This is a genomic window from Cupriavidus sp. C1SS-2L (genome assembly GCF_057073735.1).
In genome coordinates this window covers 1,911,597-1,929,694 of the sequence record NZ_CP172709.1, presented here as the reverse complement: position 1 = coordinate 1,929,694, position 18,098 = coordinate 1,911,597, and the positions used below count along the sequence as shown (strand labels likewise).

The 18,098-nt window shown below is 66.5% G+C and carries 16 protein-coding genes; 7 read left to right on the top strand and 9 right to left on the bottom strand.

The genetic code is table 11. The annotated features are described in order from the left end of the window. Nucleotides 1–2: 2 nt before the first annotated feature. The gene (locus ACIGJG_RS26555; protein ID WP_220630227.1) at nucleotides 3–1,673 is read right to left on the bottom strand and encodes a RecQ family ATP-dependent DNA helicase; all 1,671 of its coding nucleotides are present in this window, start codon (nucleotides 1,671–1,673) and stop codon (nucleotides 3–5) included. 240 nt (nucleotides 1,674–1,913) lie between these two features. Here ACIGJG_RS26555 and ACIGJG_RS26550 point away from each other — a divergent pair, with 240 nt between their 5' ends. Then, a complete protein-coding gene (locus ACIGJG_RS26550; protein WP_220630226.1) occupies nucleotides 1,914–2,651 on the top strand; it encodes a hypothetical protein in 738 nt (245 codons plus the stop codon). A 59-nt stretch (nucleotides 2,652–2,710) separates the two neighbouring features. On the opposite strand, the gene ACIGJG_RS26545 is transcribed toward ACIGJG_RS26550, so the two are convergent. Beyond that, the gene (locus ACIGJG_RS26545; protein WP_140948887.1) at nucleotides 2,711–3,541 is read right to left on the bottom strand and encodes an enoyl-CoA hydratase/isomerase family protein; all 831 of its coding nucleotides are present in this window, start codon (nucleotides 3,539–3,541) and stop codon (nucleotides 2,711–2,713) included. A 329-nt stretch (nucleotides 3,542–3,870) separates the two neighbouring features. Here ACIGJG_RS26545 and ACIGJG_RS26540 point away from each other — a divergent pair, with 329 nt between their 5' ends. From ACIGJG_RS26540 to ACIGJG_RS26515, 6 genes are all read left to right on the top strand, one after another. After that, nucleotides 3,871–4,866, top strand: a complete 996-nt coding sequence (locus ACIGJG_RS26540; RefSeq protein WP_140948888.1) for a Bug family tripartite tricarboxylate transporter substrate binding protein — start codon at nucleotides 3,871–3,873, stop codon at nucleotides 4,864–4,866. A 193-nt stretch (nucleotides 4,867–5,059) separates the two neighbouring features. Next, nucleotides 5,060–6,031: a Bug family tripartite tricarboxylate transporter substrate binding protein gene (locus ACIGJG_RS26535; protein WP_483673335.1), complete on the top strand. Its 972-nt coding sequence runs from the start codon at nucleotides 5,060–5,062 to the stop codon at nucleotides 6,029–6,031. A 33-nt stretch (nucleotides 6,032–6,064) separates the two neighbouring features. Beyond that, the gene (locus ACIGJG_RS26530; protein ID WP_483673333.1) at nucleotides 6,065–7,231 is read left to right on the top strand and encodes a CaiB/BaiF CoA transferase family protein; all 1,167 of its coding nucleotides are present in this window, start codon (nucleotides 6,065–6,067) and stop codon (nucleotides 7,229–7,231) included. A 33-nt stretch (nucleotides 7,232–7,264) separates the two neighbouring features. Continuing rightward, a complete protein-coding gene (locus ACIGJG_RS26525) occupies nucleotides 7,265–8,050 on the top strand; it encodes a crotonase/enoyl-CoA hydratase family protein (protein WP_220630222.1) in 786 nt (261 codons plus the stop codon). An 8-nt stretch (nucleotides 8,051–8,058) separates the two neighbouring features. Next, complete coding sequence (locus ACIGJG_RS26520) at nucleotides 8,059–8,814, top strand: 3-hydroxyacyl-CoA dehydrogenase (protein WP_483673331.1); 756 nt, start codon at nucleotides 8,059–8,061, stop codon at nucleotides 8,812–8,814. Between the two features lie 148 nt (nucleotides 8,815–8,962). Beyond that, a complete protein-coding gene (locus tag ACIGJG_RS26515) occupies nucleotides 8,963–9,862 on the top strand; it encodes a LysR family transcriptional regulator (protein WP_220630220.1) in 900 nt (299 codons plus the stop codon). Between the two features lie 4 nt (nucleotides 9,863–9,866). On the opposite strand, the gene ACIGJG_RS26510 is transcribed toward ACIGJG_RS26515, so the two are convergent. From ACIGJG_RS26510 to ACIGJG_RS26480, 7 genes are all read right to left on the bottom strand, one after another. Further along, nucleotides 9,867–12,014, bottom strand: a complete 2,148-nt coding sequence (locus tag ACIGJG_RS26510; protein ID WP_011300672.1) for an acetate--CoA ligase family protein — start codon at nucleotides 12,012–12,014, stop codon at nucleotides 9,867–9,869. A 6-nt stretch (nucleotides 12,015–12,020) separates the two neighbouring features. Next, on the bottom strand, nucleotides 12,021–12,791 hold the full coding sequence (locus tag ACIGJG_RS26505; protein WP_483673329.1) for an SDR family NAD(P)-dependent oxidoreductase: 771 nt from the start codon (nucleotides 12,789–12,791) through the stop codon (nucleotides 12,021–12,023). Nucleotides 12,792–12,861: 70 nt separating this feature from the next. Continuing rightward, entirely contained in the window at nucleotides 12,862–13,944 is a 1,083-nt protein-coding gene (locus tag ACIGJG_RS26500; RefSeq protein ID WP_140948894.1) for an acyl-CoA dehydrogenase family protein, read from the bottom strand. Then, the gene (locus tag ACIGJG_RS26495) at nucleotides 13,941–15,089 is read right to left on the bottom strand and encodes an acyl-CoA dehydrogenase family protein (RefSeq protein ID WP_140948895.1); all 1,149 of its coding nucleotides are present in this window, start codon (nucleotides 15,087–15,089) and stop codon (nucleotides 13,941–13,943) included. Before ACIGJG_RS26495 ends, ACIGJG_RS26500 begins: the two co-directional genes overlap by 4 nt. A gap of 18 nt (nucleotides 15,090–15,107) precedes the next feature. Beyond that, nucleotides 15,108–15,878, bottom strand: coding sequence for an enoyl-CoA hydratase/isomerase family protein (locus tag ACIGJG_RS26490; protein WP_140948896.1), 771 nt, complete (start codon nucleotides 15,876–15,878; stop codon nucleotides 15,108–15,110). Nucleotides 15,879–15,888: 10 nt separating this feature from the next. Next, nucleotides 15,889–17,070 (bottom strand): thiolase family protein, encoded by a 1,182-nt coding sequence (locus ACIGJG_RS26485; RefSeq protein ID WP_140948897.1) that lies wholly within the window; start codon nucleotides 17,068–17,070, stop codon nucleotides 15,889–15,891. Between the two features lie 8 nt (nucleotides 17,071–17,078). Then, nucleotides 17,079–18,092, bottom strand: coding sequence for an acyl-CoA dehydrogenase family protein (locus ACIGJG_RS26480; RefSeq protein WP_140948898.1), 1,014 nt, complete (start codon nucleotides 18,090–18,092; stop codon nucleotides 17,079–17,081). Between the last annotated feature and the right edge of the window lie 6 nt (nucleotides 18,093–18,098).

The window sequence follows — 18,098 nt, the reverse complement described above, 5'->3', positions numbered from 1 at the left end:
CGCTACGCGGCGCCACGGCGCTTGCCCATGCGAAGCAGGCGATCCGGCAGAAAGCGGCGCACGCTCTCATCGGGGAAGCGGACTTCCACCCATTCACTGGTAACTGACACCACCGTGCCTTTGCCGAACCGGCGCGCCTTTACCGTGTCGCCTTCGGCGAACGGCACGGCTGTCGCGCTGGCAGCCACCGTCTTCTCGCCGTCAGCCTCATGTGTGGCAGCCTCCGCCAAGCGCCGGCAACTGTCGCAGATGCCGCATGGTTCCAGGTCCTCGGATTCGCCGTAGTACTCGAGCAGCAGCATCCAGCGGCAACGCCCGCTGCGCGCGTAATCGAGCATCGCCTGCAGGGTTTCGCGGTCCTCACGACTGCGGGCCTCGTACAGGGCGGCGATGTCTTCGATGCTGTCGGCACTGCCATCGCGCAGCGAGAAGCGCCCTCGGCGATCGCGCTGCACGATGCCAAAATCGCCAAGCATCCGCATGCCTGACTGCAAGCGCCGCACACCGATGTGGGGAAGTGCCTCTCGCAACGCCGGCAGGACCGTTGGCGTGCCCCTGAGCGCCGTCACCATCTGCCGCAGGTCCGTCGCGGCCGGGTAACGGTTAGCAAGAAAGAACTGGTGGATGCGCTTGTCCTTCTCGTCGAACAGCAGCGTACAGCGCGCCAACCCGCCGTCGCGCCCTGCTCTTCCGGACTCCTGGTAATAGGCATCCAGGCTGCCGGGACATTGCGCATGAACGATGAACCGGACGTCGGGCTTGTCGATCCCCATGCCAAAGGCATTGGTCGCCACCATCACGTCCGCGCGCCCCGCCATGAAAGCGTCCTGCGCGTCGCGGCGTTGCACCGCGGTGCGCTGGCCGTGATACAGCGCGACGTTCATGCCTGCACCCCGCAGTGCATCGTACAACTGTTCCGCCAGCGCGACCGTCGCAGTGTAGACGATGCCTGCACCCCTCCTGCCGCTTCCACCGCTTCCACCGCTTTCGGCCGAAACCAGGCGGCGTACCGCATCAGGCCGCGTGGGCGCCTCCGACAGATGCTCGACGGCATAGACAAGGTTGGGCCGAAACAGCGGCGCACGCACGACACGCGGATGGCGCATGCCGAGGTGGTGCGCGATGTCCTTGACGACGGCGTCGGTCGCCGTGGCGGTCAGCGCCAGTACCGGCGGCCGCGACAGCGCCGACACGACCTCCCGCAATCCGAGGTATGCGGGCCGAAAATCGTGGCCCCATTGCGAAATGCAGTGCGCCTCGTCGACCACGAACAATGCAACGCGGTTGCGGCGCAGCGCTTCAATGACGGCCTTGCCTTCGAGCTGCTCGGGCGTCGTCAACAGGATGCGCTCGCCGCCGCGCGCGAGACTGTCCAGCGCCGCGTCGCCCACGGCACTGTTGACCACCGCGGGCGGCAAATCGAGCTGGTCCAGCTTGCCGGCCTGATCCTGCATCAATGCGATCAGCGGCGATATCACCACCGTCAGGCCGTCCAGTACGCGGGCAGGCAGCTGGAAACACAGCGACTTTCCACTCCCGGTCGGCATGACAGCGATCGTGTCGTGGCCCTGCAGCACGCTGGCCAGGACGTCAGCCTGCCCGGGGCGCAGGCGTGCGACGCCAAACTGATCCCGCAGGATCTCCATGATGTCTGGCGGCAGCGTCTCGGGCATGGGCGTTCGGCGACAGTATCTTCGTTCCCGAGCAATATCCGTGCCGTTCGAAAGTTGGCGCACGCCGTGGGCAGTACGGGCCGATTCCCGCTTTTTGCCTGTGTCGCCGCCCAGACTTACATCCGGTCCTCGTGGCCGGCAGACAACGAAACATCGGTTATCCTGCGCGGACCGCGCTTCTTTCACCGTTCGCAGGCACCACGGCCAGCCCAACTGCACAGCCGAACGGCACGGTTACCCATGACCCATAGCATCGATCAAAGCCCCGCTTCCAATGCCCTGACCTCCTTCTTCTGGAGTGGCGACGCCATCCGCAGCCGCAGCGTGAGCGACGTGGTGCTGGTCGGCGCTGTCGACGTGCCACCGCCACCGGCGCGTCTCGTCGCCGATTGGACACGCGAGCTGTCCCGCATGACGCTGGAAGCCGGCGACGTCGAAGCCATGCCGCTGGCGCGAGCCCGAACCCGCTGGCCGGAGTATTCGCAATGCGTACGGGCGGCCGACGACTGGACGAGCACGCTTGGATTACCTGGAGTCCTTGCCTCCAGCGACGTGGCGCTCATGGTTTGCCGCGGCGCGCGATATCACCATGACGGCGAGCAGTATGGCGGCGCGGCGTTCTGCAACCTCTTCCTGAGCGAGGACAAGGGGCAGGACGTACATTTCCCGTCGCTGGGCCTCCGCATTCCGCTGAGACGCGGTACCGTCCTGATCTTCGATACCTGCCAGCCGCATGCGGTGATTCCACGCGGTAGCAATGCTTTCGATGCGGCGGAGTTTCCGGACGACCAGGATTGCACGCAGCTATTCCTGACCTGGGAGCTTCCCATCGAAGATGCCCGCGTCACCAAGGCACTCGATATCTCGTTCGACATCGATCCTTCGGCAGCAATGCGACTCGATGAGGAGCAGGTTCGACGCGATGGCGTGAGGGTCAGCGTCCGCCCCGACTCGGGGTTGTGGTACAGGGCGGAGTAGCCACGTTCAGCGTCAGGCAAGGCACGTTATCGTCGATATCGGCGTTGCGTGAATCGACGTTAGCGTCGACGATCCCAGTCGAACTTCGCCGGCTCCCCGCGCAGGAAGGCCTGCACCGCCTCGCCGTAATACGGCGCCGCCGCGGCAACGGCCTGGCCCTGGGCCTCCGCCGCCAGCATCGTGTCATACGGCGCTTCGAACGTGCCATTGAGCGCGTTCTTGGTCAAAGCCATGGCTTCCCGGGGCCCGTCAACGAAGCGCGCGGCGAACCGGCGCGCGTCTTCGGCCAGCGCATCGGCCGAGTGGATCGCATGCACGATGCCGAGCTTGTGCGCCTCCGCCGCGCCAACGCGGCGCCCGGTCAGCATCAACTCCTTCGCCATGCTTAAGCCCACCGTTCGCGGCAGCGAGTACATCGCTCCCATGTCCGGTACCAGCCCGATTTTCACAAAAACCATCGAGAACGATGCGCGTTCCGAAGCCAGCACGAAGTCCGCGGTGAGCGCAATCGAGAAGCCGGCTCCGGCAGCAGGACCATCCACCGCGGCAACGACAGGAACCTCGAGGTCGCGAAGCCGCCGCAGCCAGCCCTGACCACGTTTCACACGCCGGCGCATGGCTTCCGGCTGGTGCGCCGCCAGGGACGGATCGTCGCGCATGGCCAGCAAAGACTTCAGGTCTCCGCCCGCACAGAAGCTTCCGCCCGATCCCGTAAGGATCAGCGCCCGGACACTGCGGTCGTCTTCGACGATATCGAGCATATCGACATAATCGTGCTTCAGTTCAGGTGTCAGCGCGTTCCGGATCTCGGGTCGCTGGTGCGTAAACTCGGCGATGCCATCGCGAATGCTTAGCGTGGTGTTCCGCAGGGTATGTTCCGTGGCTGTCATTGGCTGTCTCCTCACTTTGTAGGCGCCAGGCACCCTGCCTGGCGCGGCTTTTGTCGGGTATCTCGGAACTCGATATGGCAGGAATCAACCATGGTTTCCCGACACCGCGCCGGTTCGTCCCACCCGTCTCGGGTGGCGTGTCGCCCGCGCATTTCATATGAGCCAGATGATTGGCGGCAACGTCGATACGTCGCTCGGCAGCAGATACACGCGCTATATCGGGCGAGACAGCGAATGTATTTCCGATGCCGAATCGCCTGTCATAGCATTGGCCGGCCGCGCCCTCGACGGCGCTGGCGATCACCACGAAAAGAAGGCTGAGGAGACACATGGATTGGAGATGCATTGCACGGCGCTGGACGGCCACTTCGCTGCTGGTCTGCACAGGACTCGCGGCCACGCAACCCGCCACGGCGGCGGCAGCCGACAGCGACTACCCGAACCGTCCGGTCAAGCTGATCGTGGCCATGCCGCCGGGCGGTGGCCTCGACACCACGGCCCGATATATCGCCAAGGAACTGTCCGAGCGATTCCGCCAGCCATTCGTGGTCGAGAACCGGCCCGGTGGCAACAGTTTCATCGCCGCGAAGGCGGTATCGGGAGCGACGCCCGACGGCTACACGCTCTGGCTCAGCTCGAATTCGCCGATGGTGACGAATCCGGCGGTGTTCCTCAACCTGCCCTACGATCCCGTCAATGACTACACGCCGATCGCGCGACTCGTGCGACTGCCCCTTGTCATCGTGGTCCCGTCCACGTCGCCGCACAAGACGCTGGAAAGCCTGATGGCCGCAGGCCGCGCGGCACCGGGCAAGCTGACTTACGCAAGCGGGTCCGCGACGTATCGCGTCGTGCTCGAACTGGTCAACGAGCAGCACCACGTCAAGGCCAACGCCATCCCGTACAAGGGCACCACACCCGCCATCACCGACCTGGCCGCCGGCAACGTGGACTACTCGATTGGCGAGATCAATGCGGTACTGCCTCTCGTGCGCAGCGGCAAGGTCCGGATTCTGGCCACCACGAGCGCGCGCCGACTCAAAGACCTGCCCGACGTGCCGACCGTGGCCGAGGGCGGCGCCCCAGGTTTCGATTTCGACGGCTGGATTGCGCTGTACGGGCCCGCAAAGATGCCGCCGAAGCTGGTCGATGCGCTGGCGCAAGCTGCGGACGCCGTCCTCAGGAAGCCGTCGACTGCCGCCGTGATCGACGCGATGAGCGGCGTCGTCTATCCCGGTGGACCCGCCGAACTAAAGTCCTTCCAGGCGGCCGAGTACGAACGCGCGCAGAAGGTTGTCAGGACCGCCAATATCCCACGCGAATAGCGCGGTGGCACGCGCGGCCGGCGACACGATATGCCGTGCCGCGCTGCCTTCGCCCACGCAGCGTCCCGTTTCGATACACGAGCTGTATTGCTCGACATACCAAAAGTATTTTTCCGTTTGCCGCAGCTTCCGTAGGATCGGGCCACACCCACTAGTGTCCGACAACAACGTGGCACCACAGCAAGGAGACTCCATGGCATTCGACGAGTTGAGGCGGCGCCTCATGCTGGCGTCACTGGCACTTTTCACTCTGCCAGCGGCGGCCCAGACCGCTTACCCGACCCATCCGGTCAAGATCATCGTTTCGCTGCCGCCGGGAAGCGGTGCCGACTCCACCGCGCGCTTTATCGCGCAGCGCCTGAGCGAGACGTTCCAGCAGCCCTTCGTGGTCGAGAACCGGCCCGGCGCAAACGGCTTCATCGGCGCCCGTGCCGTGGCATCGGCCGCGCCTGATGGCTACACGCTGTTCGTCGGCAGCAACTCGACCATGGTGACCAATGCGGCGTTGTTCAAGAGCCTGCCGTACGACCCGGTGAAGGACTTCGTGCCGGTGGAGCGCCTGGCCCGCTTTGCGATGGTGGTGGTTGTCCCGTCGACATCGCGATTCAAGAACCTGGGCGAACTTATTGAAGGCATCCGTCAAGCGCCCGGGAAGCTGAACTACGCGAGCGGAAGCGCGGGCTACCAGGTCTACACGGAGATGTTCCACGAACGCTTCCACCTGAAAGGCAATGCGATCGCCTACAAGGGCACCGCGCCCGCCATGACCGACGTAGCCGCCGGCAACGTGGACTACGCGATTGGCGAGATCAGCTCGGTCCTGCCGCTGATCCGCGCAGGCCGCATCCGTCCGCTCGCCGTGACCGATTCGCAGCGGCTCAAGGATCTGCCGCAGGTGCCCACCGTGGCCGAAAGCGGCGCACCCGGTTTCGAGGTGACGGCGTGGACTGGCGTCTTCGCTCCCGCCAAAGTGCCGGAGAACATCATCAAGGCACTGTCCGACGCGGTGCGCCAGGCCATGCAGCAGCCTGACAGCGTGAAATTCATCGCCGGCCTCGGCGGCACCGTGGATCCGGGCAATCCGCGCGAACTGCGCAAGTTCCAGCTTGCCGAGATCGCGCGCACGCGCGAGATCGTCAAGAGCGCAGCCATTCCGGTCGAGTAAGCGACCGGAGACAAAAAGGAAGAGAGAAACCGCATGCAAGAGCAAAAGAAGGGACCGCTGGCCGGTGTCAGGATCATCGAACTGGCCGGCATAGGCCCGGGCCCGCTGGCCGGCATGATGCTGGCCGACATGGGTGCCGAAGTGCTGCGCATCGAGCGCCCCGGCGAGACGGATCTCGGCGTCAGGCGCGAGCGCCGCTTCGACCTGATGCTGCGCGGACGCAAGTCCATTGCGCTGGACCTGAAGGACCCGCAGGCCGTGGCTGCGGTGCTGGACCTGGTCGAGTCGGCCGATGCGCTGATCGAGGGCTTCCGCCCGGGCGTCACCGAGCGTCTGGGCCTTGGCCCCGATGCCTGCCTCGCGCGCAATCCGAAGCTGGTCTATGGCCGCATCACCGGGTGGGGCCAGACGGGTCCGCTCGCGCACACTGCCGGGCATGACGTGAACTACATCGCGCTGACCGGCGCGCTCAATGCGATCGGCCAGCGCGGCCAGCCACCCGCGATTCCGCCGGCTTATCTCGGCGACTTCGCAGGCGGCGGCATGTTCCTGCTGGCCGGCGTGCTCGCCGCGCTGGTGGAAGCGGGCAAGTCCGGCAAGGGACAAGTGGTGGACACCGCCATCGTCGACGGCGCCGCCGCGCTCGGCAGCGTGTTCTTCGGGCTGGTAGCCGCAGGCCAGTGGAACCCGGAGCGCGGCACCAACGTGCTCGACTCGGGCGCGCATTACTACAACGTCTACCAGTGCAAGGACGGCGGCTGGATTTCGGTTGGCCCGATCGAGGCGCGCTTCTATCGTGACCTGCTGGACCGCATTGGCATCGACCCCGCCAGCCTTGGCGAACAACTCGACCCGGCCAACTGGGAAGCCGCGGGCAATCGCCTGGCGGAGCTGTTCCGGACGCGCACGCGGGACGAGTGGTGCGCACTGCTGGAGGGCACCGACGCCTGCTTCGCGCCGGTACTCAGCTATGAGGAAGCGCCGCAGCACGCCCACCTCAAGGCACGCGAGACCTTCGTCGAGATCGACGGCATCGTGCAGCCCGCCCCCGCCCCGCGCTTCAGCCGCACGCCATCGGCGCTGCCCACGGCGCCGCGCGCGCCCGACGTTCGCGATTACGCCCACACGCTTGCGGGCTGGCTGCCTGCCGCGCGGATTGCCGAAGTGCGCGCGCTCGCCGAGAAAGCCGACCGGGACTGAATACCGGCCAACCTGTTTTCACGACCAAAGACCATGAGCAATTTTCTTGATATCCGCCGCGATGGCCACGTCGCCATCGTCACCATGAACCGCCCGGAGACGCGCAACGCGGTCTCCGACAACGACGCCGTCGATGCACTGGTCGCCATGTGCGACGCGTTCAACCGCGACCATTCCGTGCGCGTCGTCGTGCTGACGGGGGCCGGCACAGCGTTCTCGTCTGGCGGCAACCTCAAGACGCTGCGTGCGACGTTCGGCAGCGAATCCGGTGAGCCGGTCAGCGCACGCTACGCCTATCGCGAAGGCATTCAGCGCCTGCCGCTCGCGCTGGCCAACCTCGAAGTGCCGGTGATTGCCGCGGTGAACGGCCCGGCCCTCGGTGCCGGCAACGACCTCGCCTGCACCTGCGACATCCGCATCGCTTCCGAGAAGGCCGTCTTCGCCGCCACGTTCGTGAAGCTGGGCCTGATCCCCGGCGACGGCGGCGCATGGCTGCTGCCGCGTGCCATTGGTGCATCGCGCGCGGCCGAGCTGTGCTTCACCGGCGACACCATCGACGCCGCCACGGCGCGCGAGTACGGGCTGGTTTCGCGCGTGGTACCGCACGAGGAACTGCTGCCGACCGCGCTGGAACTCGCGCACCGCATCGCCGCCAATCCGGGGCATGCGCTGCGCATGTGCAAGCGCCTGCTCAAAGAAGCCCAGCATGCGCGGCTCGACACCATTCTCGAAATGTCGGCCGGGTTCCAGGCGCTGGCGCACCATACCGCCGAACACGAAGCCGCACTCGATGGCTTCCTGGCACGCATCAAAGGCTGAGGAACGCCATGGAAATTCGCAATAACGTCTTCATTGTCACCGGCGGCGCGTCGGGACTTGGCGAGGCCACGGCCCGAATGCTGTCCGCCGCCGGAGGCAAGGTGGTCATTGCCGACATCAATCCGGCCGGCGAAGCCGTGGCCGAGGAGATCTGCGCACGCTTCGTGCGCTGCGATGTCGTAAGCGAGGCCGACGGCACGGCGGTCGTCAACGCTGCTGCAGCACTGGGCCGCGTGGCCGGGCTGGTCAACTGCGCGGGCGTCGCGCCGGCCTGCAAGACCGTAGGCAAAGATGGTCCCCACCCGCTCGACGTGTTCGAGCGCACGGTCCGCATCAACCTGATCGGCACGTTCAACATGGTGAGGCTGGCCGCTGCACAGATGGTGAACAACACACCGGATGCCGACGGCGAACGCGGCGTGGTCGTCAACACGGCGTCGGTAGCGGCGTTCGAAGGACAGATCGGACAGGCTGCGTACGCGGCCTCCAAGGGCGGCGTGGCCGCGATGACACTGGCCGTCGCGCGCGACCTCTCTCGCGACGGCGTGCGCTGCGTGACCATCGCCCCGGGCTTGTTCGAGACGCCGATGCTGCTCGGCCTGCCGGAAACCGTGCGCGATGCGCTCGGCAAGATGGTGCCCTTTCCGTCTCGCCTGGGGCGGCCCCCGGAGTATGCGAAGCTGGCCGCGGCGATCATCGGGAATCCGATGATCAATGGCGAGGTGATCCGGCTGGATGGGGCGATTCGGATGCAGCCGAAGTAATTCAGCGCGGCGCACTTCACCCAAGGCGCAAGGGCCGGCACATCATGCCGGCCTTTTGCTTTGCACCGCCGGACAATCCCTGATTGTTTAATCCGACCGTTCGGAGTAACCTACCGCCCAACGTAATACAAGAACACGGAGTACGGAGATGGATCTCCGCCAGATGAAGCAGGCCCTGGTGCTGAGCGAGACACTCAACTTCCACCGGGCCGCCGAACGGCTGCACATGGCGCAGCCACCACTCTCCACCGCCATCCGCAAGCTGGAAGAAGAACTGGGTGTCACCCTGTTCGACCGCCAGCCATCCGGCTTGTCGCTCACGTCCGCGGGCGAGGTGGTCCTGCGGCAGATGCGCAGTACGCTCTTCTTCGCCGATGAAATCCGCCGCGCAGCGCGTGAGGGCGAATGTGGCGAACAGGGTACGTTGCGCGTGGGATTCGTTGGCTCGTCGGTCTACTCGGTCATGCCCCAACTGATCCGTGCATTTCGTCTCAAGTATCCGCGAGTCGAACTGATCATCGAGGAATCGACGACCGTCGATCTGCTGCGCGCGGTCGAGGAACACTCGCTCGACGTGGCGCTCGTGCGCTACCCCGTGCTCGCGCAGACCAGTGCGCAGATCACCTTTCTGCGCCCTGACCCACTGGTGCTGGCCGTCAGCGCCGATTCGGCACTGGCCGGTCGGTCAAGCATCGACCTGTCGGAACTGGGCACGACGCCCTTCATTGTCTACTCGGAGTCGCGCGTCCCGGCCATGCATGCGATGACGATGTCGGCTTTCCACCAGGCCGGCATCCGCCCGCCGATCGCGCAGCAAGCCGTGCAGGTGCAGACGTTGCTCGCGCTGGTCGAAAGCGGGCTGGGGGTAGCGCTGGTGCCGGCCACGGCGGCGGGCTATGCTGGGAACGGGACTAGGCTGGTGCCACTGACGGGCCTGCCGGACAAGCTGAACTTCGGGCTGGCGCTGGCGACGCTGGGCGATACCAGCATCGCCACGACACGCAACTTCGTGGCGCTGGCGCAGGCCGTCACGCGGCCTGCTTCCTGACGGATCAGCGCTTCGCCGCGCGCCGCGAGATCAGCGCATCTACGGCCACGATGCGGTCGGCCGTGCAGATCAGCGGGTTGACGTCAAACTCTTCAATCGCATCGCGCTGGTCATGCGCGAACTCGGACAGCGCGGCGATGACTTCCGCCAGCCGAGCGATGTCCACACCCGCGGCGCCGCGGAATCCCTTCAGCAGGGCCACGCCCCGCAATTGCTCCAGCATGTCTCGCGCCTTCTGTGCCGACACAGGAGCCATTGCAGCCACTGTGTCCTGCATCAGCTCGACCATCACGCCACCAAGCCCGACGATCAGCAACGGGCCCAGATGCGGATCGACGCGCGCACCCACCAGGATCTCGACGCCGGCTGGCACCTGGCTTTGCACGAGCACACCGTTGATGCGGTCATCGGTGGTGACCTTGCGGGCATTGGCCATGACGTCGCGCCAGGCGGCGGCCACTTCATCGGCATTCTTGAGGCCGAGGCGGATCACGCCGGCTTCCGATTTGTGCGGGATAGCCGGGCTTTCAACCTTGAGCACCACCGGATAGCCGCAGGTTTGCGCAGCACGCACGGCATCCTGTTCGCTGGTCGCCAGCGCCTCTCCGACCACGGGCACGCCGTACGCAGCCAGTACATCCTTGGCTTCGCGTTCGGTCAGCGTATCGGCCGGCGCGGCAATAATGCGTTCGCGCGCGGCCGTGGCGACAGACGCGGTGGTGAGACGATCCGGCCGCGCGGCTTGCCGGCTCATGCGCCACGCCTCATGCTCATGCCATGCGCGCAGCGCGGCGAAGCAGTGCGACACCGAGCGGAACAGCGCGAGCCGCGGCAGGGCTTCCGCCTCCTGCGCGTCGGGACCTTCCAGCCAGTTCGACATCCACAGACCGCAAGCCATCTTGCCGTGCTTGACCGCCAGTTCGTTGAACACTTCGAAGCGGCGGCCATTGCCGTCGCCGGTCACGACCAGCGGCACGACGGCTGCGCCGTACTGTGCATCGGCAAATACCGCATCGCCGCAGCGGATGAACGAATCGAAGTTGTTGGTGGCCTGTGCGGTCAGGTCGCATGGATTGCGCGCCGCGCCAAAGTCCGGGATGTGGGCTTCAAGAATGGCACGCGTGTCGTCGGCTGGCTGCGGCAGCGGCACGTTGAACCGTTCCGCTTCGTCGGCCGCCACGATGCCTGCGCCGCCCGAGCCCGACACAATCGCTACGCCCGTGGCAACCGGCGCGGGAGCCTTGGCGAAGAACACCGTCGTCGGCACCAGCTGTTCCAGCGTATCGACCTGGATCACGCCAGCCTCGCGCAACGCCGTGGAATAGGCACGGTCCGACCCCGCCATCGATCCGGTGTGCGACATGGCTGCCGCGGCACCAAGCGCGCCGCGTGCCATCTTGTAGACCACCAGCGGCTTGCCTGCGGCGGCACACAACTCGGCCGCGCGGACGATGCGGCTCGCATCCGACAGGCCCTCGAACACGCAAGCAATCGCTGCGCACGCGGGGTCGCCGGCCAGGTAGGCGATCTGGTCCGTAACGTCCATATCGCACGCATTGCCGCACGAGAACACATGGCTGAACGCGGTGCCGTGGTTGGCGGCCTGCTGCAGCGCGAAGGCCAGTGCACCGGACTGGCTCACGAGCCCGATGGCATGCGGTGGCAGTTCGCCGGTGCGGGCCGGCAACGGCGTGAACGACACCAGCGCGTTGGTCACGTAGTTTGCATAGCCGATGCTGTTCGGGCCCAGCAGCGTGACGCCGCCTTCGCGGGCAATTGCCGTCAGCCGCGCCTGGTCTGCCGCTTTTTCCGGATTGCCGGTCTCGGCATAGCCCGACGCGAACAGCACGACGCCGCCGACGCCAAGCCGCGCGCATTCCTGCACGATTGGCTCGACCGTGTCGCGTGCGGTGGCAATCAGCACGCAGTCCGGCACTTCGGGCAGCGCTGACAGCGATGGATAGCAGACCTGGCCATTCACTTCCGCATAGCGGGGATTGACGAGATGCACCGTGCCCTGGAACTGCTTCAGGTTCGCCATCGAACGCCCGGCGAAGGAGCGTTCGTTGGAGGTGGCCCCAACCACGGCGATGCTGCGCGGGTGCAGCGCGCGCCGTAGCTGGTCATGGGTATAGAGCTTGCGCGACGACATAGTGCTTCAGCTCGCCAGGTGGAAGCCGCCGTTCACGCCGAGGTGCTGGCCGAGCACGTAGCCCGCAGCGTCCGACAACAGGAACACGATCGGACCCGCCACTTCTTCGGGCTGCGCCCAGCGGCCCATCGGAATCTGCGCGAGGTAGGTATCACGGAAGCGTTCGCTGCGGATGGTTTCGGTCATCGGCGTCTCGACCATGCCCAGGCAGACGGTGTTGGTGCGCACGCCATACTTGCCCCACTCGCGCGCCGCGCTCATGGTCATGCCCAGCATGCCGGCCTTGGCCGACGCGTAGTTGATCTGGCCGATGGAGCCGCGACGCCCCGCTTCCGACGAGATATTGACGATCGATCCCTTGACCTGCTCGCCGGACTTGGCGCGCTCGACCAGGTGCGAGCCCACGGCTTGCAGCCACAGGAACGCGCCGGTCAGGTGGCATTCAAGGACCTGGTTCCAGGTCTGCAGTGTCATGTTTTCGATCATCGCGGCACGCACGATGCCCGCGCAGTTCACCAGGCCGTCCAGCTTGCCAAAGCGCGAGATGGCGTGTTCGATGGAAGCGGCGACGAAGTCAGGATCGGACACGCTGCCGATGTAAGCCTGCACGTGGTCGGGATTGGCCGCCGCGAATGCTTCCAGCGGTTCACGCTGCAGGTCAACGACGCATACCTTGGCGCCAAGATTCAGCGCCAGTTCGGCCGTGGCACGGCCCACGCCCTGCGCGGCGCCGGTGATGACAATGACTTTCCCCTTGAGGGACATGATTTCGGACATTGAAGGTCTCCTTGGTCGTAGTGGCTTCCCTTCCCGCGTGACGATGTGGGAAGGCTTGCAATGTGTAGCGTCAGTCCCGCCAGCCTTCGAGGCGGCGGGTGTGGTAGTGGATATCGCCGTGCAGCCGGTCGAACACGAGCACGCGGCGCAGGTAGTGGCCCACCGCGTACTCCTCGGTCATGCCGATGCCGCCGTGCATCTGAATGGCTTCCTGCGTAACCTGCCGCGCTGCCTGGCCGATATACGCCTTGGCCGCGTGCGCCTGCATATCGCCGCCGGCCAGGTCGTTGCGCCCGGCCAAGGCGAGCGCCAGCGAGAGCGACAGGCTGCGGCTCTGCTCCAGCGCCGTGAGCATGTCCACCGCGCGATGCTGCAGCGCCTGGTTCGAGCCGATGAACTTGCCGAACTGCTTGCGGGTCTTCAGGTACTCGACAGTGAGTGCGACGGCGGCATCCATCGCGCCAACCATTTCGGCGCAGGCCGCGTTGATACCGATGGCCAGGATGCGGGACAGGATCTCCGCGTTCGCACCGGGCAGCGGCTCGGCCACTGCCCCATCGAGATGGACATCCGCCACCGGCGTGCCGTCGATCAGGCGGTAGCCGTCGCGGCGCACGCCGCTAGCGCGGCCATCGAGGAGGAAGAGACCGACACCGTCGCCGGCTCTCGCCGTCACCAGCAGGTAATCGGCCGATGCGCCATGCAGCACGCACGGCTTGGCGCCGGTCAGCGTGCCACCACCCGCTTGGACGGTGACGCGCCCCGCCACCGCCTCGTCATGCGCCCACGCCACCTGAACGGTGCCATCCGCGATGCGCGGCAGCAAGGCAGCCTTCTGCGCGTCGCTGCCCGCCAGCGCGATGGCAGTCGCGCCCATGACCGCGGTGCCGTGGTACGGCTCCAGGGACAAGTGTCGGCCAAGCGCCTCCGAGACCATCATGTGGTCCACGGCATCGCCGCCAAAGCCGCCCCATGCTTCGGGAATCGCGGCAGCAGGCACACCAAGTTCGGTCAGCTTCGCCCAGACCGCGGGAGCGTGCCCTTCCGCCGCGGCCACGTAGCGTTGCCGGTGTTCGAAGTCGTATTCATTCGCCAGCAGCCGGGACAGGCTGTCTTTCAGTTGCTGCTGGACATCGTTCCATTGCAGGTTCATGGCAAGCTCAGCACGGTGGCCGACAGGATGTTCTTCTGCACCTCGGTACTGCCGCCGAAGATCGATACGGCGCGCGAGTACAGGTATGACTTGGTCAGCGTGGGGCCGCCGATGCCATCGGCGCGCAGCGCCGCGGGGCCGCTCATGCGGCAGATCACATCGGTAATGGCCTGGAAGATCTCGCTGCCGCGCGCCTTCAGCATCGGCGACAGCTTCATGTCGGCGTGGCCGCCGTGCATGCGGAACTGGGTCACCTCGAGCGCGTGCAGATCGGCCTCGATCAGCGCGATGCGGCCGCGCCAGCCGGCCAACTCACGCTCCGGATGGCCTTCGCTCGCCAGCTTCGTCAGCAGCGCCTTCGCGCAGGCCACGCGTTCCTTGTTGCGGCCGATACCGGCGATGTACGCGCGCTCGTGTCCGAGCAGGAACTTCGCGTAGTCCCAGCCCTTGTTTTCCTCGCCGACGAGGTTGGTCACCGGCACGCGGACGTTGTCGAAGAAGACTTCGTTGAGGCTGTGGCGGCCGTCGATGCTGATGATCGGGCGCACGGTGATGCCCGGCGATTTCAGGTCGATCAGCAGGAACGAAATGCCGGCCTGCTTGCGCACGGCTTCCGGATCGGTGCGTACGAGCGCGAACACCCAGTCGGAGTAATGCGCCTGGCTGGTCCAGATCTTCTGGCCGTTGACGACGTACTCGTCGCCTTCGCGCACGGCAGAGGTCTTCAGCGACGCCAGATCGGAGCCCGAGCCCGGCTCGGAGAAGCCCTGGCACACCTGGATATCGGCATTCAACAGCTTCGGCAGGAAATACTCACGCTGGGCATCGGAGCCGAAGTGGATGATCACCGGGCCGAGCATCGTGATGTTGAAGATGTGCGGGGGAGGCGCCGGTGCGGCGGCGCATTCATCGGCAAAAATCTGCTGTTTCGCCGCGTCCCAGCCAGCGCCGCCGAAGGCCGTCGGCCAGGCGGGCGCGCCCCAGCCGCGCCGGTTCAGCGCGCGCTGCCAGCGTTCGGTGTCGGTCTTGGAGGCGAAGCCACCGGCGCGCAGGCGCTCGCGCATGTCGTCAGGCAGGTTGGCGGCGATGAAATCGCGCACTTCCTGCCGGAACGCCTTGTGTTCGTCGGAGTAGAACAGGTCCATCGGATTCCTCGTCTCGCGTCAGCAGCCCTTGAAGACCGGCTGCCGCTTTTCGGCGAAGGCTGTCAGGCCTTCTTTCATGTCATGGGAGCGCTGGTGGTTGCGCAGTTCGAGCAGTTCATGCCGCAGGGCATCGGCCAGCGACTTGTCGGCGGCTTCGGCCACCACGCGTTTCATGCGCGCCAGCACCAAGGGGCTCTTCGTGGCCAGCAGTTCCGCGACGGCTTGCGCACGGGCGAGCAGTTCGGCATCGGCCACCACCTCGTTGACCAGGCCGTACCGCTCCATCTGCGCAGCGGTGAACGTGGCGCCCGTGAACAGCAGCCAGCGCGCCACGTTGGCGGGAATCTTGCGCGGCAGCACCGCGGCGCCGCCTGCGCCGGGAAAGACGCCGAAGTTCGAGTGGGCATCGCCTAGCTTCGCGGATTCCGCGGCGAGCACAAGGTCGCAGGCCATCACGGTTTCCAGCCCGCCAGCAAGCGCCAGCCCGTTGACGGCGGCGATGACGGGCTTCGGAAACACGCGCAGCGTGTCGACGAAGCCGACGACCACATCGAGGAAATCGGGTTCTCCCGTCACGACGGGCTCGGCCACTTCCTTGAGGTCGGCGCCCGCGCAAAACGCGCGGCCGTTGCCGGTCAGCACCACTGCTCGGACTTGCGGATCCTCGCGCCAGGCCTTGAGCTGCGCGGTCATGGCCGCAGCCATCTCGCGGTTCAGGCTGTTCATGGCCGCCGGGCGGTCCATGGTCATCCAGCCGACGGCGCCTTCGATACGGGATTGCAGGCTCATGGCATATCCCTCAGCAAAGTTCCACGCCGACTGCCACGGCCTCACCGCCGCCAAGGCACAGGCTCGCGAGACCGCGCTGGCCGCCGCGCTGCTTCAGCGCATGGAGCAGCGTGACCAGCAGGCGCGCACCGGTGGCGCCGACGGGATGACCGAGCGCGCAGGCGCCGCCGTTGACGTTGAGGCGGTCATGGCCAATGCCAAGTTCGTCCAGCGCGATCATCGTCACCACGGCGAAGGCCTCGTTGATCTCGTAGAGGTCCACATCGCGCGCGGTCCAGCCCGCCTTATCGAGCACGCGGCGCGCCGCATGCACGGGCGCATCGGCGAACTGCTGCGGCGGGTTGGCGTGCGTAGCGGGCGCAACGATGCGGGCCAGCGGCGCCAGGCCCTGGCGGCGAGCGTCGCTTTCTCGCATCAGCACCAGCGCCGCAGCGCCGTCGGAGATCGAAGACGCATTGCCGGCCGTCACCGTGCCGCCGGAACGGAACACTGCCTTCAGCTTAGGCAGCTTCTCGGCGTCGCACTGGCCCGGCGTCTCGTCCTGTGCCAGCTCGCCGCCGCGCTTCAGCGCGACCGGCGCGATCTCGTCGCTGAAGCGCCCTTCGGCCACTGCGGCCTGCGCACGCTGCAGGCTTTCGCGGGCATAGGCGTCCTGCGCCTCGCGGCCGATGCCGCGCTCCGCCGCGGCCAGGTCCGCGTAATGGCCCATCAGGTGGCCTTCGTAGGCGTCCTCCAGGCCATCGCAGTACATGTGATCGAGCAACTGCCCATGGCCGAGCCGGTAGCCGTGACGGCCGCGCGGAACGATGTGCGGCGCATTGGTCATCGATTCCATGCCGCCCGCCACTGCCACATTGCACGTGCCGGCGAGCAGCAGATCATGCGCGAGCATCACCGACTTCATGCCCGAGCCGCACATCTTGCTCAGGGTCGTGGCCGGTGTCGAGGTCGGCAGGCCGGCGCCAAGCACAGCCTGCCGGGCCGGAGCCTGGCCGACGCCCGCGAACAGGCACAGGCCCATGATCGCTTCATCGACCGACGCCGGATCGACGCCGGCCTGCGCCACGGCCGCGCGGATGGCGATGGCGCCGAGTTCGGGCGCGCTGTGTGCGGCCAGGGAGCCATTGAACGCGCCAATCGGCGTGCGCTTCGCGCCGACGATGACGATAGATTCCTTCACAGGGTTTTGCATGTCTTGCCTCAGGCCGGAACGGCCAGCTGGTTGCGTGCGAAGTCGAGGATCACCTGGCTCGATGCGCTGTCCTGGGCGAACAGCGCGTCGCCGAGCAGCTTGGCGCAATACGTCTCGCTGCCGGCCACGCTGCGCCATTCGTGCAGGCGCCGCGTGAACAGGCCCAGCGCAAGTTCCTCGGTGATGCCAATGGCGCCATGTACGGCGTGGGCAATGGCGGCCACGCTGGCGCCGGCTTCGCATGCGCGCAGCTTGGCAGTCGCTGCTCGCAGCGGCTCGGGCAGATAGCCGGGGGCTGCACAGCCGATACGCGCCGCGAATACCGACGAGCTGGCCTGCTCCGCCATCACGCTCAGTTCCTGCTGCATGGCCTGGAACTGGCTGATCGCGCGGCCGAACTGCTGGCGATCGTTCACGTAGCCGACGCTCATGCTCAGCACGCGCTGCATGGCGCCGGCCATGCCGGCGGCGTGCGCGGCGTTGCAGATGGCGAGGATGTCGGCGTCATCGTCGCGGAAGCGGAATACGGCGGCATCGGCCGACTGCCATTGCAGCGACGCCGATGCGTGCGCGCGGTAGATGCCCGCCGTATGCGTCGCGGCGCTGACCGGCAGCAGCAGCCATTCGTTGCCCACGCGCGTCAGCAGGAGATCCGCCACCGCGGCACCCGGCACGTCGCGGCACACGATGCGGGCGCCGGCAGCAGCAGCGGGCGCAATGGCGATGCATTCGCCGCCGCTCTGGCGGCCGGCTTTTGCCAGCATGGCACGGGCGATCGCCGTCTCGGCGAACGGATGGCTCAGGCCGGCTCGGCCCGCCGCAAGGAACAACGGAAACGCCTCGGCCAGCGTCAGCCCGGCACCGCCGCATTCCGTCGGAACCAGTGCATCGGTGTAGCCGAGCGCGTCGATGGCGGCCCATTGCTGCGCAGCGCCCTCGCCCGCTTCGCTGCGGCGCACGGCATCGTCGGTACAGAGGTCGGCGAGCGCGCGCTCAAAGCTTTCCAGCAGGGAATCGGTCATGGTGTG

What these genes read in the sequence shown, in the direction of transcription:
- ACIGJG_RS26520 (WP_483673331.1), top strand. Translation starts at nt 8,059, where the DNA reads ATGGAAATTCGCAATAACGTCTTCATTGTCACCGGCGGCGCGTCGGGA.
- ACIGJG_RS26540 (WP_140948888.1), top strand. Translation starts at nt 3,871, where the DNA reads ATGGATTGGAGATGCATTGCACGGCGCTGGACGGCCACTTCGCTGCTG.
- ACIGJG_RS26495 (WP_140948895.1), bottom strand. Translation starts at nt 15,089, where the DNA reads ATGGACCTGTTCTACTCCGACGAACACAAGGCGTTCCGGCAGGAAGTG.
- ACIGJG_RS26485 (WP_140948897.1), bottom strand. Translation starts at nt 17,070, where the DNA reads ATGCAAAACCCTGTGAAGGAATCTATCGTCATCGTCGGCGCGAAGCGC.
- ACIGJG_RS26500 (WP_140948894.1), bottom strand. Translation starts at nt 13,944, where the DNA reads ATGAACCTGCAATGGAACGATGTCCAGCAGCAACTGAAAGACAGCCTG.
- ACIGJG_RS26490 (WP_140948896.1), bottom strand. Translation starts at nt 15,878, where the DNA reads ATGAGCCTGCAATCCCGTATCGAAGGCGCCGTCGGCTGGATGACCATG.
- ACIGJG_RS26535 (WP_483673335.1), top strand. Translation starts at nt 5,060, where the DNA reads ATGGCATTCGACGAGTTGAGGCGGCGCCTCATGCTGGCGTCACTGGCA.
- ACIGJG_RS26480 (WP_140948898.1), bottom strand. Translation starts at nt 18,092, where the DNA reads ATGACCGATTCCCTGCTGGAAAGCTTTGAGCGCGCGCTCGCCGACCTC.
- ACIGJG_RS26505 (WP_483673329.1), bottom strand. Translation starts at nt 12,791, where the DNA reads ATGTCCGAAATCATGTCCCTCAAGGGGAAAGTCATTGTCATCACCGGC.
- ACIGJG_RS26525 (WP_220630222.1), top strand. Translation starts at nt 7,265, where the DNA reads ATGAGCAATTTTCTTGATATCCGCCGCGATGGCCACGTCGCCATCGTC.
- ACIGJG_RS26510 (WP_011300672.1), bottom strand. Translation starts at nt 12,014, where the DNA reads ATGTCGTCGCGCAAGCTCTATACCCATGACCAGCTACGGCGCGCGCTG.
- ACIGJG_RS26550 (WP_220630226.1), top strand. Translation starts at nt 1,914, where the DNA reads ATGACCCATAGCATCGATCAAAGCCCCGCTTCCAATGCCCTGACCTCC.
- ACIGJG_RS26555 (WP_220630227.1), bottom strand. Translation starts at nt 1,673, where the DNA reads ATGCCCGAGACGCTGCCGCCAGACATCATGGAGATCCTGCGGGATCAG.
- ACIGJG_RS26530 (WP_483673333.1), top strand. Translation starts at nt 6,065, where the DNA reads ATGCAAGAGCAAAAGAAGGGACCGCTGGCCGGTGTCAGGATCATCGAA.
- ACIGJG_RS26545 (WP_140948887.1), bottom strand. Translation starts at nt 3,541, where the DNA reads ATGACAGCCACGGAACATACCCTGCGGAACACCACGCTAAGCATTCGC.
- ACIGJG_RS26515 (WP_220630220.1), top strand. Translation starts at nt 8,963, where the DNA reads ATGGATCTCCGCCAGATGAAGCAGGCCCTGGTGCTGAGCGAGACACTC.